This is a genomic window from Streptomyces globosus (genome assembly GCF_003325375.1).
GTDB lineage: Bacteria > Actinomycetota > Actinomycetes > Streptomycetales > Streptomycetaceae > Streptomyces > Streptomyces globosus_A.
This window is the reverse complement of record NZ_CP030862.1, coordinates 5,519,164-5,532,140: the sequence shown is the minus strand read 5'-3', so window position 1 is coordinate 5,532,140 and position 12,977 is coordinate 5,519,164. Positions and strand designations below refer to the sequence as shown.

At 76.4% G+C, this 12,977-nt stretch carries 12 protein-coding genes and 1 other RNA gene; 9 read left to right on the top strand and 4 right to left on the bottom strand.

Going from position 1 to position 12,977, the window contains the following annotated elements; genetic code table 11:
• The first annotated feature begins 6 nt into the window (after positions 1–6).
• Entirely contained in the window at positions 7–1,194 is a 1,188-nt protein-coding gene (locus C0216_RS24540) for a thiolase C-terminal domain-containing protein (protein ID WP_114057375.1), read from the top strand.
• On the opposite strand, the gene C0216_RS34140 is transcribed toward C0216_RS24540, so the two are convergent.
• Positions 1,175–1,627 (bottom strand): DNA-binding response regulator, encoded by a 453-nt coding sequence (locus C0216_RS34140; RefSeq protein WP_246042882.1) that lies wholly within the window; start codon positions 1,625–1,627, stop codon positions 1,175–1,177. The two genes, C0216_RS24540 and C0216_RS34140, sit on opposite strands and share 20 nt — an antisense overlap.
• A 237-nt stretch (positions 1,628–1,864) precedes the next feature.
• On the opposite strand from C0216_RS34140, the gene C0216_RS24530 reads away from it, so the two are divergent.
• From C0216_RS24530 to C0216_RS24520, 3 genes are all read left to right on the top strand, one after another.
• Entirely contained in the window at positions 1,865–2,719 is an 855-nt protein-coding gene (locus C0216_RS24530) for a MaoC/PaaZ C-terminal domain-containing protein (protein ID WP_114057374.1), read from the top strand.
• Between the two features lie 71 nt (positions 2,720–2,790).
• The gene (locus C0216_RS24525; protein WP_114057373.1) at positions 2,791–3,870 is read left to right on the top strand and encodes a Zn-dependent alcohol dehydrogenase; all 1,080 of its coding nucleotides are present in this window, start codon (positions 2,791–2,793) and stop codon (positions 3,868–3,870) included.
• A gap of 69 nt (positions 3,871–3,939) precedes the next feature.
• Entirely contained in the window at positions 3,940–4,896 is a 957-nt protein-coding gene (locus C0216_RS24520; RefSeq protein WP_114057372.1) for a 3-oxoacyl-ACP reductase, read from the top strand.
• A 60-nt stretch (positions 4,897–4,956) separates the two neighbouring features.
• Here C0216_RS24520 and C0216_RS24515 read toward each other — a convergent pair whose 3' ends face one another.
• Entirely contained in the window at positions 4,957–6,120 is a 1,164-nt protein-coding gene (locus C0216_RS24515) for a hypothetical protein (RefSeq protein ID WP_246042675.1), read from the bottom strand.
• A 198-nt stretch (positions 6,121–6,318) separates the two neighbouring features.
• Here C0216_RS24515 and C0216_RS24510 point away from each other — a divergent pair, with 198 nt between their 5' ends.
• From C0216_RS24510 to C0216_RS24500, 3 genes are read left to right on the top strand one after another with little or no spacing between them, the layout of a single operon-like run.
• On the top strand, positions 6,319–7,176 hold the full coding sequence (locus C0216_RS24510; RefSeq protein ID WP_114057370.1) for a Nif3-like dinuclear metal center hexameric protein: 858 nt from the start codon (positions 6,319–6,321) through the stop codon (positions 7,174–7,176).
• A complete protein-coding gene (locus tag C0216_RS24505) occupies positions 7,173–7,916 on the top strand; it encodes a zinc ribbon domain-containing protein (protein ID WP_223856527.1) in 744 nt (247 codons plus the stop codon). Before C0216_RS24510 ends, C0216_RS24505 begins: the two co-directional genes overlap by 4 nt.
• The gene (locus tag C0216_RS24500; RefSeq protein ID WP_114057369.1) at positions 7,916–9,262 is read left to right on the top strand and encodes a bifunctional RNase H/acid phosphatase; all 1,347 of its coding nucleotides are present in this window, start codon (positions 7,916–7,918) and stop codon (positions 9,260–9,262) included. The genes C0216_RS24505 and C0216_RS24500 overlap by 1 nt, the downstream gene beginning before the upstream one ends.
• Positions 9,263–9,462: 200 nt before the next feature.
• On the opposite strand, the gene rnpB is transcribed toward C0216_RS24500, so the two are convergent.
• An RNA gene (gene rnpB, locus C0216_RS24495) (RNase P RNA component class A) lies at positions 9,463–9,864 on the bottom strand.
• A 78-nt stretch (positions 9,865–9,942) separates the two neighbouring features.
• Between rnpB and C0216_RS24490 the strand changes: the two genes are divergently transcribed.
• Together C0216_RS24490 and C0216_RS24485 are read left to right on the top strand one after the other, a co-directional pair.
• Positions 9,943–10,692 carry a MerR family transcriptional regulator gene (locus C0216_RS24490; RefSeq protein WP_114057368.1) on the top strand — a complete coding sequence of 250 codons (750 nt, stop codon included), beginning with the start codon at positions 9,943–9,945 and terminating at the stop codon, positions 10,690–10,692.
• Positions 10,689–11,540 (top strand): hypothetical protein, encoded by an 852-nt coding sequence (locus C0216_RS24485; protein ID WP_114057367.1) that lies wholly within the window; start codon positions 10,689–10,691, stop codon positions 11,538–11,540. Before C0216_RS24490 ends, C0216_RS24485 begins: the two co-directional genes overlap by 4 nt.
• Here C0216_RS24485 and C0216_RS24480 read toward each other — a convergent pair.
• Positions 11,518–12,969, bottom strand: coding sequence for an RNB domain-containing ribonuclease (locus C0216_RS24480; RefSeq protein WP_114057366.1), 1,452 nt, complete (start codon positions 12,967–12,969; stop codon positions 11,518–11,520). The genes C0216_RS24485 and C0216_RS24480 overlap by 23 nt on opposite strands.
• Positions 12,970–12,977: the final 8 nt, after the last annotated feature.

The following is a 12,977-nucleotide window of genomic DNA, read 5'->3' as shown; positions in this document are numbered from 1 at the left end:
ACGGGCATGAAGTCGTACGTCGCCGGAGTCGGGATGACCCGCTTCGAGAAGCCCGAAACGGCCAACCGGCCGTACTGGGAGCTCGCCGAGGAGGCCGGGCGGGCCGCGCTCGCGGACGCCGGCATCGGCTACGAGCAGGTCGAGCACGTCCCCGTCGGCTACTGCTTCCAGCCCTCCACCGCAGGCCAGCGCGCCGCGTACGCGCTGGGCCTGACCGGCGTCCCCGTCTACAACGTGAACAACAACTGCGCGACCGGCGCCACCGCGCTGGTGATGGCCCGGCAGCTCGTCGCGGGAGGCCTCGCCGACTGCGTACTGGCCCTCGGCTTCGAGAAGATGAAGAAGGGCTCCCTCGGCTCCGGCGCCGGCGCGGGCGACTTCGGGGCCTCCCCGGTCGCCCGGCACTACGGGATCATGGCCGCCCGGCACGGCTTCGGGCAGTCGCCGCCGACCGCGCAGCTCTTCGGGAACGCGGCCCGCGAGCACATGGAGCGGTACGGCACCACCCCGGAGCAGCTCGCGGCGGTCGCCGCGAAGAACCACCGGCACTCCGCGGACAACCCGCACGCCCAGTTCCGCGACGTGTACACGGTCGCGGAGGTCCTCGCCGCGAAGCCCGTCCACGAGCCGCTGACCCGGCTCCAGTGCTCGCCCACGTCGGACGGCGCCGCCGCGGCCGTGGTCGTCTCCGAGCGGTTCCTCGTACGGCACGGGCTGCACGCCGAGGCCGTCGAGATCGCCGGGCAGGCGATGGCCACCGACACGCCCGCCACCTTCGCCTCCGGGTCCTGCATCGACGTCGTCGGCAAGCCGGTGACGGCGGCCGCGGCCCGGCAGGCCTTCGCCGCCGCCGGCCTCGGCATCGACGACGTCGACGTCATCGAGCTCCACGACTGCTTCTCCGTCAACGAGCTCCTCACCTACGAGGCCCTCGGCATGTGCGCGGACGGGGACTCGGGCGCCCTCGCGGAGAGCGGCGCGACGACGTACGGGGGGCGCTGGGTGGTCAATCCCTCCGGCGGGCTGATCTCCAAAGGCCACCCGCTGGGCGCCACCGGGCTCGCGCAGACCGCCGAACTGGTGTGGCAGCTGCGCGGGCAGGCCGGGCCCCGGCAGGTCTCCGGCGCCGCGGTCGGCCTGGCCCACAACATCGGCCTCGGCGGCGCGGCCGTCGTCACCCTGCTGCGCCGCTGAGCCCTCCGGAGCCGGGGTCGGAGCCGGAGCTGCGGCCGGGGCGCGGGCCGGGGTCGGGCCGCGGGCCGGGGCGGGCGGGGGCCGCCAGGGCCGGGTCGACCACCGTCTCGCCGCGGGAGGCACGCCGGAGGGCGTCCGCCAGCTCCTCCAGCGGCCCGTCCCGCACCACCAGCCCGGCCGCCCCGGCCGCCAGCGCGGCGTCCACCAGCCCGGGGTGCGCCGAGCCGGCCCTCACCAGCACCCGGCACTCGGGATCCTCCGCCAGCAGCGCCGTGACGGCCGACAGCTCCTCGACGAGCGCCACTGCGGGCCGGGCCAGCGCGGAGCCGACCATCTCGATGTCCGGCTGGAGCCCCAGCCGCAGCGCCAGCGCCGCGTCCGGCGGGAAGAGGAGCACCCGCAGGGACCTGGCGGGGCGGCGGTCCACCGGCATGTCGTCCACGCCGCCAGCGTAGGGCGCGGCCCCCGTCCCGGAGGCCGCAACACGCGCCGGAACCCGTCTGTCTGACACGCAGTCAGCAGCCTTCCCAAGTGGTGGGGGGTGCGTTATACATGCCTCACCGGTGGACACTGGAACGTGTTCTAGAACCGGTCCCGCATGCGACCTCGGTGCGGCCGACGGTGCGGACGACCGCGCCGAGGTCTTCCACGGACAAGGAGCACCATCCCCATGCCGATCGACGCCGCCAGGGCCCTAGCCGCCGACCCCCGCCGCGGGGACATCGCCTGGGACCACAAGGACGTCCAGCTCTACCACCTGGGCCTCGGCGCCGGAATCCCCGCCACCGACCCCGACGAGCTCCGCTACACCCTGGAGTCCCGGCTCCACGTCCTGCCCAGCTTCGCCACCGTCGCCGGCGCGGGCATGGCCATGCTCGGCGGGCTCTCCGCACCGGGGATCGAGGTCGACCTCGCCGCCGTCCTGCACGGCGGCCACTCCATCGAGCTGCACCGGCCCATCCCCGTCACGGGCAGGGCCACGGCCACGTCCAGGGTCGCGGCCGTCTGGGACAAGGGCAAGGCCGCGGTCATCGTGCTCCGCTCCGAGGCCGCCGACGCCGACGGCCCCCTGTGGACCAGCGACGCGCAGGTCTTCGTCCGCGGAGAGGGCGGCTTCGGCGGCGACCGCGGCCCCTCCGCCCGCTCCGAGGCACCCGGCCGTGCCCCCGACCGGGTCGTGGAGCGCGCCGTCCGCGAGGAGCAGGCACTGCTCTACCGGCTCTCCGGGGACTGGAACCCGCTCCACGCCGACCCCGGGTTCGCCAAGACGGCCGGCTTCGACCGGCCGATCCTGCACGGCCTCTGCTCGTACGGGATGGCCCTCAAGGCCGTCGTCGACACCGCGCTCGGCGGGGACGTCAACCGCGTCCGCGCCTACCGCACCCGGTTCGCCGGCGTCGCCTACCCCGGCGAGACGCTGCGGATCCGGATGTGGGAGGAGCCCGGCCGGGTGCGCGTCGAGGTGGGCGCCGCCGAGCGGGACGACGCCCCCGTCCTCGCGGACACGGTCGTCGAGCACGGCTAGCACCACCCGCCCCACCGCCACCGCCCCCGCACCCCCCGCACCCCCGTAGCCCCAAGCCGAGGAGCCGCACCGTGCGCGCAGCGCTGCAGAGCGAGACAGGCCAGGACAAGCTCGAGGTCGTCGACGACATGGAGGCCGTGGGCTTCGGGCCCGGCCGGGTGCGGATCCGCATCAGGGCCACCGGCCTCTGCCACTCCGACCTGTCCGCGATGAGCGGGGTGCTGCCGCAGCCCGCGCCGTTCGTCCCCGGGCACGAGGGCGCGGGGGAGATCACCGACGTCGGGGACGGCGTCACCACCCATGCGGCCGGCGACCGCGTCCTCGTCTGCTGGCTGCCGCCCTGCCGGGACTGCCCGGCGTGCCGGCGCGGCCAGGGGCACCTGTGCCTGGCGGCCTTCGGGAACGCCGCCGCCCCGAACTTCCGGCGCGCCGGAGGCGGCGACGTCTTCGGCTTCGCCGGCACCGGCACCTTCGCCGAGGAGCTCGTCGTCCCCGCCGCCTGCGCGGTGAAGATCCCCGACGACGTGCCGTACGACATCGCCGCCCTGATCGGCTGCGGCGTCACCACCGGCCTCGGCGCGGCGATCAACACGGCGAAGGTGGAGGCCGGGTCGTCCGTCGCCGTCATCGGCTGCGGCGGCGTCGGCATCTCCGTCGTCCAGGGCGCCAAGGTGCAGGGCGCCGCGCAGGTCGTCGCCGTCGACCCGGTCGCCGGCCGGCGCGAGGCGGCGCTGCGGTTCGGCGCCACCGAGGCCGTCGCCCCGGAGGCCCTCGCCGACGCCCGGCAGCGGATCACCGGCGGCGAGGGCTTCGACTACGTCTTCGAGGTCGTGGGCCGGTCCGCGACGGTGCGGACCGCGTACGAGATGACCCGGCGCGGCGGCTCCGTCGTCGTGGTCGGCGCGGGCGCCCTCGACGACGACTACTCCGTCAACATGTTCTCCCTCTTCTTCGACGAGAAGCGGATCCTGCCGTCGATGTACGGCGGCGGGGACGTGCTGCGGTCCTACGAGCGCACGATCGGCCTGTGGCGGGCCGGGCGCGTCGACCTGGCCGGGCTGATCACCCACCGGGTGCAGCTCGCCGAGGTCAACGACGCCCTGGACCAGATGCGCACGGGCACGGCCCTGCGCACCTGCATCGAGCTCTAGAGGGGTTGCGCACGTTGCGCACGCGCCCACGCCCGTACGCCCGTACGCCCGTCGGAGAGGAACCCGCAGATGCCGCTTCCGCTTGAGGGACTGTCCGCCGTCGTCACCGGCGCCGGCCGGGGCCTCGGCCGCGCCGAGGCGCTCGAACTGGCCCGGCTCGGGGCCGCCGTGGTCGTCAACGACCTGGGCCGGTCCGGCCGCGACGGCTCGGGCGACGCGTCCGCCGGCCCGGCGCAGGAGGTCGTCGAGGAGATCCGCGCGGCCGGCGGCCGGGCCGTGGCGCACGCCGGGGACGTGGCCGACTTCGGGCAGGCCCGCGAACTCGTCGGGCTGGCGGTCGACACCTTCGGCAAGCTGGACGTCCTGGTCAACAACGCGGGGATCCTCCGCGACCGGATGGTGTTCTCCATGTCCGAGGACGAGTGGGACTCGGTCGTCCGTGTCCACCTCAAGGGCCACTTCAACACCACCCGCTTCGCCGCCGCGCACTGGCGGGAGCGGTCGAAGGCGGCGGGCGGCCCGGTCTTCGGGCGGATCGTCAACACCTCCTCCGAGGCCTTCCTCGGCGGCTCGGCCGGCCAGCCGAACTACGCGGCGGCCAAGGGCGGCATCGTCGGCCTGACCACCTCGACCGCGCTCGCCCTCGCCAAGTACGGGGTCACGGCCAACGCGGTCTGCCCGCGGGCGCGGACCCGGATGACGGAGGACGTCTTCGCCGGGTTCGGCGTGCCCGACGACGGCCGGCCCGACCCGCTGGCCCCCGAGCACGTCGCCCCGCTCGTCGCCTACCTGGCCTCGCCGGCGGCGGGCCGGGTGAACGGGCAGCTGCTCGTCGTCCACGGCGGGATCGTCGCGGTGATGGAGCGGCCGAGGGTGGCGGCCGTGTTCGACACCGCCGAGGACGTCTTCTCGTACGAGGAGCTGGACGCGCTCCTCACACCGCACTACGCGGGCCGCCCGGACGGCGAGACCTTCGCCGCGGCTGAGGTGTTCGGCCTGCGGCACGGCCGGGCGGCGGCCGGATAGGCGCGGACCGGGCGGGCACAGGGCGGGCCCGGGACGGGTGCGGGGCGGGCCCGGGGCCGGTCAGTGCGCCGCGCCCTGGAGCGGGGCCTGCTGGAGCGGCACCGGGCGGGGCGGCACCGGGCCGGGCGGCACCGCGCGGGGTGCCGCCCCCGCCGCGGCCCCGGGTGCGGCCGGCCCGGCAGTGGGCCGAGCCTCGACCCGGACCGCGGGCGCAGGCGCGTCGGGCATCGCCACGGCGGCGATCCCGCAGGGCACCTCGGGCGTCGAGTACGGCAGCCGCAGGCGGCCCTCGGGGCTCCACAGCCCGGTGCCGAGCCAGCCGGCGGGCGCGGCGAGGCGGAAGACGCGCCGGTCGGCGGGCCGCCACAGGGCGACGCCGCCCCAGTCGCCGGAGCCGCCAGCCGGGTCCTCCAGCCGGAACGCGACCCCGCACGTCTCGGGCATCAGCGCCTGGCCCGGCTGGACCGCGAACGGGACCGCCGGCAGGCCGCGCAGGCACTCGGGGAAGCGGACCGGCCGGGCGCTGCCGAGGACGCCCCAGCCCAGGCGCGGCTCGCCCGCGGCGTCCGACCGGACCAGCACGAGCCCGCTGTCGGGGTCGGCGAACAGCAGCCGGTCGTCGCTGCCGTCCGCGATCTGCAGCAGCGGGGTGGCCTCGCCGCACCCCACATCCACGGCGACCGCCTTCACCGTGCCCTCCCGCTCGCGGTCCAGGGCCAGCATGCGGCCGCCGCGGTCCAGCCAGACACCGCCCGTGCAGCGGCCTGGGATCCGGGCCACGGGCCCGAAGGGGCCGCCCGCCACCCGCCAGACGGCGGAGCCGCCGGCCGAGGAGGCCAGGGCGTAGGCGCAGGACCCGCCGGGCGGCGGGGGCAGCAGGGACACCCGTACGTCCTCCCGGCCCGGGACCACGGAGCCCAGTGAGAGCTCGCCCGTCCGCGGCCCGGCCCCGGCGCCGCCCGTCGGGTACAGCAGGGCGAAGGCGTGCCGGTCCGCGACCCGCCGGTGGATCAGGACCCGCCCGTCGGCGAGCGGCAGCACCTCGCTGTCGGCCTCCTCGGGCTGGGCCAGCGGCAGCGGCACCGCGTACGGCTCGGGGCCGGCCAGCGTCCAGCGCTCCGGGTAGCGCGCCTCGCCGCTCCCGGCGAGCCGGGCCGCGTACGAGCCGTCCGCTGCGATGGTGAACGGGGCAGCCGTCGTGATCTCGATGGCACAGACAGTCATCCGTGCGTCACCTCCGGTGAGGAAGCTAGTTTTCGCACTTCCAGCCGAACAACACGACCTCCGCCGCTTCACCCTTAAGGGTGGCCCGGCGGCGTTTCGCGCCGGGCCGCGCCGCCGCCTGTGCTGCCCGCCGGGGGCCGGCGGCGGGGGAGCCGCGGGCGGACCTTTCCGATTCCGTACGGACGGTAGCCTTGGCCTGTGCCACGTCTCTCTGAAGTCATCGCCGCGCTGGACGCTCTCTGGCCCCCCTCGCGGGCCGAGCAGTGGGACGCGGTCGGAACCGTCTGCGGCGACCCCGACGCCGAGGTCGCGCGGGTCCTGTTCGCCGTCGACCCCGTACAGGAGGTCGTCGACGAGGCGGTGGGGCTGGGAGCCGACCTGCTCGTCACCCACCACCCCCTCTACCTCCGCGGCACCACCACGGTCTCCGCCGGCACGTTCAAGGGCCGTGCCGTGCACACGCTGATCAAGAACGACATCGCGCTGCACGTCGCCCACACCAACGCGGACACCGCCGACCCGGGTGTCTCCGACGCGCTCGCCGGCGCGCTCGACCTGCGGATCACCGGCCCGCTGGTGCCGGACCCGACCGACCCGCAGGGCCGCCGCGGCCTCGGCCGGATCTGCGAACTCGACCACCCGGAGACGCTCCGCGAGTTCGCGGCCCGCGCCGCCGCCCGGCTGCCGCGGACCGCGCAGGGCATCCGTATCGCCGGCGACCCCGACATGACCGTCCGCACCGTCGCCGTCAGCGGCGGCTCCGGCGACAGCCTGTTCGCGCAGGTGCGGGCGGCCGGCGTGGACGTCTTCCTCACCGCCGACCTGCGCCACCACCCGGCGTCCGAGGCCCGCGAGCAGAGCCCGCTCGCGCTCGTCGACGCCGCCCACTGGGCCACCGAGTGGCCCTGGTGCGAGCAGGCCGCGGCCCAGCTCGACGCCGTCTCCGAGCGCCACGGCTGGGGCCTGCGCACCCACGTGTCCCGCACGGTCACCGACCCCTGGACGGCGCACGCGCCGTCCGCAACCTCCCCGACTACCCCTGGAGCCCCCAACTGAACGCCGAGCCCGCCGACCAGATCCGACTCCTCGACGTCCAGGCCCTGGACGTGCGGCTGTCGCAGCTCGCCCACAAGCGGACGTCGCTGCCGGAGCACGCCGAGGTCGACTCGCTGACCAAGGACCTCTCCCAGCAGCGCGACCTGCTCGTGGCGGCGCAGACGCAGGCGAGCGACGCCGCCCGCGAGCAGGCCAAGGCCGAGCAGGACGTCGACCAGGTCCGCCAGCGGGCCGCCCGAGACCAGCAGCGGCTCGACTCGGGCGCCGGCATGTCCCCGCGCGACCTGGCGAACCTGCAGAGCGAGGTCGTCTCGCTCGCCAAGCGCCAGGCCGACCTGGAGGACGTCGTCCTGGAGGTGATGGAGCGCCTGGAGGCCGCGCAGGAGCGCGTCGGCGAGCTGACCGAGCGCGTCTCCGCCCTGGAGGCCAAGCTCGCGGACGCCACCTCCCGGCGCGACGCCGCCACCGGCGAGCTGGACGCGGAGACCGCCCGCATCACGAAGGAGCGCGAGCTCGTCGCCGCCTCCCTCCCCGCGGACCTGGTGGCCCTGTACGAGAAGATCCGCGCCAAGCAGGGCGGCGTCGGCGCGGCCCGCCTGTACCAGCGCCGCTGCGAGGGCTGCCGGCTGGAGCTGGACATGGCCGAGGTCAACGAGATCAAGGCCGCGGCCGCGAACCGGGTCGTCCGGCACGACAACTGCGGCCGCATCCTGGTCCGTACGGCGGACTCGGGCATCTGATGCCGCGGCTGGTCGTGGAGGCGGACGGCGGATCCCGGGGCAACCCGGGGCCCGCCGGCTACGGCGCGGTCGTCCTGGACCCGGAGACGGGGGAGACGCTGGCGGAGCGCGCCGAGTACATCGGCGTCGCCACGAACAACGTGGCCGAGTACCGGGGACTGATCGCCGGGCTGAAGGCCGCCCGCGAACTGGACGCGGAGGCCGCGGTCGAGGTCCGGATGGACTCCAAGCTCGTCGTCGAGCAGATGTCGGGCCGCTGGAAGATCAAGCACCCCGACATGAAGCCGCTCGCGGCGGAGGCGGCGGCGGTCCTGCCGCGCGGCCGCGTGACGTACGAGTGGATCCCGCGCGAACGGAACCGGCACGCGGACCGGCTCGCCAACGAGGCGATGGACGCGGGCCGCGACGGCCGGCAGTGGGAGCCGTCCGCGTCGGCGGCGGCCCTGGACGCGTCGGCGGCCCGCACCCTGGCCACACCGCCTCCGTCGGGCCCGCCCGGCGACGCCGCGGCAGGGGCCGCAGCGGTCCGCGCAGCCCTGGCCGCCTCACCGGCCGCCGCGGGGGCGTCCGCCGCGACCGCTGCCGCGACGGCACCGGCGACCGCCGGCCCCGCGTCCGCCGTGCTCCCGGCGCCGGCTGCCGAAGGGGGGCCGGCTCCCGCCGAGGGTTCGCCGGCCGCCGGGGCGCCGAAGGCCGGCCGCGGCTGGGGCCCTGCCGACCTCGGCCCCCCGTCGACGTTCGTCCTGCTCCGGCACGGCGAGACGGCCCTCACGCCGCAGAAGCGCTTCTCCGGCAGCGGCGGCAGCGACCCCGAACTGTCCGCCGCCGGCCGCCGCCAGGCGTACGCGGTGGCCGAGGCGCTGGCCGCGCGCGGCACCGTCCAGACGGTCGTCAGCTCGCCGCTGCGCCGCTGCCGGGAGACCGCGCAGGCGGTCGCGGACCGGCTCGGCCTCCGCGTCACCGTCGAAGAGGGCCTGCGCGAGGTCGACTTCGGCGCCTGGGAGGGGCTGACGTTCGGCGAGGTGCAGCAGCGCTACCCGGACGACCTCCAGGCCTGGCTGGACTCCCCGAAGGCCGCCCCGACGGGCGGCGGCGAGAGCTTCGCGGCCGCCACCCGGCGGATCTCCGCGGCCCGCGACCGGCTGCTGGCCGCGCACCGGGGCCGCACCGTGCTGCTGGTCACGCACGTCACCCCGGTGAAGATCCTGGTACGCCTGGCCCTCGGCGCCCCGCCGGAGTCCCTGTTCCGCATGGAACTGGCGGCGGCGTCCCTCTCCGCGGTCGCCTACTACGGCGACGGCAACGCCTCCGTCCGCCTCCTCAACGACACGTCCCACCTCCGCTGACCACCCGCTCCGCCCGGCGCGCATCCCGCGCGTCGGGCGGGTGGGAAGCCGAGGCGTGGATTCGCGGACGCGGCGGGGCCGAAGGCGCGCGGCGGGGGGCAAGCGAGGCCTCGAACGGGAGCGGAACTCCCCAAGGACTCCCCAGGGCTCCGGGCCGGCGAAGCCTGCGGGGCTCCACCCCGGGCCAGCAGTGCAGGCGGCAGACGAGTCGGCCTGTACGCCGGGTTCTGTCACCCGGCGGCCTCGCGGCTGCCGGGGAGACGGCCATCCATCTAGGGCCGGCGTTGCCGCCGGCCTCGTGCGGTCTACCCGCGGACTCGGGCGGGCAGCCCTCGAACGTCCGCGCAGAGCCGTCCGGGGACGACTCCTTTTGACCTTGCTCCGAGTGGGGTTTACCTAGCCGCCTGGGTCACCCCAGGCGCTGGTGGTCTCTTACACCACCGTTTCACCCTTACCGGAGGCCGAAGCCCCCGGCGGTCTGTTTTCTGTGGCACTGTCCCGCGGGTCACCCCGGGTGGGCGTTACCCACCACCCTGCCCTGTGGAGCCCGGACGTTCCTCGGCGGGATCCGGGGATCCCGACGCGGCCGTCCGGCCGGCTCGTCTGCCGTGCCGACCATGCTACCCGGCCCCGCGCCGCCGCTTGACCTTGCCGCAACGGCAGGCTTTCTACTGGAGGGCATGCGGATCGGAGAGATCGCCGCGCTCGTCGGGGTCACCACCCGGGCGGTCCGGCACTACCACCATGTCGGCCTGCTCCCGGAGCCGGTGCGGCTGCCCAACGGATACCGGACCTACACCGTCCGCGACGCCGTCCTGCTGGCGCGCGTACGCCGGCTCACCGAGCTGGGGCTCGGCCTCGACGAGGTCCGGGACGTCCTCGCGGACGATGCCGGGCGCGACCTCGCCGAGGTGCTCAGTGAGCTCGACGCCGACCTCGCCCGCCAGGAGGCCGGCATCCGGGAGCGCCGCCGCCGGCTCGCCGCGCTGCGGGCCGCGCCGCCCGGCGCGACCGAGCCCGTGTCGCCCGCGCTCGCCGACCTGTTCGCCAAGGCGCCGGCCACCGGTTCGCCGTCCGCCGCCCTCGACCGCGAGCTCCTCACCCTCCTCGACACGGCCGGCGAGGGCGGCGCCGGCGTCTACGCGGCGCTCGGGCCGCTCGCAGCCGACCCGGCCGTCCTCGCGCTGTACGAGCGGCTGGACGAGCTTGCCGACGCGCCGCCCGACGACCCGCGGATCCCGGAGCTGGCCGACGCCCTCGTCGCGGCCGTGCCCGACGCCGTGTTCGACGCGATCCAGGGGGACGGGGGGAGCGGGCCCGCCGCCGCCCCGCCCGCCGTCGTCGAGGCGCTGCTCGCCGAGTACGCCCCCGCCCAGGCGGAGGTCGTACGGCGCGTGATGGAGGCGTTCGTGCAGCGGGGCCGGCGGTGAGCCGGGTGCGGGCCGCGCGCCTCGCGGCCGCCGCCGTCATACCCGGCGAACTGCTGCTCGTCCTCGCCGTCGCCGCCGGGGTCCGCCCGCCTGCGGCGGTGCTCGCCGCGGGCGGGGTCCTCGTCGCCGCCGCCCTGCTGCTGGAGGGGTGGGTGCTGCGGTCGCTGTACGCCGCCGAGCGCGCACGGGGCGCCGTACGGGGCGAGGCCCTGCGGGCCGCGGGGCGGGCCGTGGTGCCCGCCGCCGTGCGCCGGCTGCTGCTGCACGAACTGCGGGCCGGGACCTCCCTCGTGCGGTGGGTGCTGCGCCGCCCGCCGCACGGCGCCGCCGAGGGCGACCTGCCGGCCGCGTACACCGGGCCGCAGACCGCGATGATGTACGGGATGGTGTTCGTCTCGGTCGTCGAGACCGTCGCCCTCGCCCTGCTGATTCCCTGGCCGGCCGTGCACCGGGTGGTCCTCGTCCTCGACGTGTACGGCGTGCTGCTGCTCCTTGCGATGCACGCCGCATGCGTGACCCGGCCGCACATCGTCCGCGGCGACGGAAGCCTGCGGCTGCGCTACGGGGCACTGTTCGACCTGACCGTCCCGGCGGACGCCGTCGCCTCGGCCCGCGTCGACCGCCGCTACCCGGAGGGCCGGCTGGTGACCCTGTCCGGGGACGGGGTGCTCGACCTGGCCGTCGGCAGCCAGACCACCGTGACCGTGGAACTCTCCCGGCCCGTCGCCTTCACCCGGCCGCTGGGCGCGCGGGGCGAGGCCCGCGTCATCCGCTTCCACGCCGACGATCCGCGCGCCGTCGTCGCCGCCGTGCAGGGCGCCGCGGTCACGCCGTCGCACCAGCGGTGAAGAGGATCTTGGCGTGGCCGGGGTCCGCGCGGGTGAGGCGGACGCGGATGCGGCCGCCCAGGGGCAGGGCGCCGGTCGGGGACTCCACGCGGCCGACGACCGCCGGCTCGGCCAGGTGGACCGTCCCGGAGCGGGAGTCGCGGTCGTCGATGTCGATCACCACCGCGTCGAAGGCCTCCCCGACGCGGCCCTTCATCACGGCCGCCTCCACGAGGTCCACGCACTCCCGCTCCACCGTGTTGGCCAGGCGCATCCCGTCCGCCATCCGGCGCGGCAGCTCCTCCAGGCCCGCCAGCACCCACTGCGGGGCACCGGCCCCCGACGCCGCGGCCAGGCACAGCTCGCCCGTGTAGCGGTCGGCGAGGCGGCGCAGGGGGGCAGTGCAGTGCGCGTACGGCGCCGCGACCGCCGCGTGCACGACCGGGCCGCCGGGCGCGCCGCCCGTGAAGACCGTGTACCCGGCGCCCCGCAGCAGCGCCGTGCACTCCTGCAGGAACGCCGCGTGCGCGGGGCGGTGCGCGTCGAGGGAGCGGATCAGCTCGGCGTACGGGACGTGGTGCGGCCAGTCGATGCCCAGCGCCCGGGCGGTGCGCCGCAGCCGCCCCACCTCCCCGTCCGGGGCCGTCGGCAGGGTCCGCAGGACGCCCGTCCCGGCTGCGAGCATCAGGTCGGCGGCCGCCATGCCCGTCATCAGGGAGATCTGCGCGTTCCAGCCGTCCGCGGGCAGCGGCGCGCGGTAGGCCAGGCCGTACGAGCCGTCGCGCGCGATGATCTCCTGCTCGGGCACGTTCAGGGAGACCCCGCCCCGCTCGCGCTCCTGCTCCTCGCGGAGGCGGCCCACCTCGCGGAGCAGCGACAGGGGCTCCTCCGCCGTTTCCGAGTCGATCGCCTGCTGGGCGCCGTCGTAGTCGTAGCGGGCCCGGCTGCGGACCAGGGCCCGGCGGATCCCCGTCCGCTCCACGCGGCCCGCCGAGTCCAGGTCGAGGCGCCACAGCAGGGCCGGGCAGGTCTGGCCCGGCAGCAGGCTGGCCGCGCCCTCGGACAGGGCCGGCGGGAGCAGCGGGACCCGCCCGTCCGGGAAGTACAGGGTGGTGACCCGGCGGTGCGCCTCCGCGTCGACGGGCCCGCCCGGGGTGACGAACGCCGCCGGGTCGGCGATGGCGTAGTGGACGGCGTACCCGCCGCCCGCGCGGCGCGCCAGGTGCATCGCCTGGTCCAGGTCGCGGGAGGACGGCGGGTCGATCGTGAACAGGGGGAGGTCGGTCGCGTCCTCGTCCGGGAGCCGGGGGGTGCGCAGGGCCTGCTCCGCCTCGGCCAGCACCGGCGGCGGGAACTCCCGCGGCACGTCCAGCCCGGTCCGCAGGTCGCGCAGTGCCGCCCGCAGGGCAGCCCCGTCTGCGCCGGTCATGTGCAGATGACGGCGTGGCATGGGTCGAG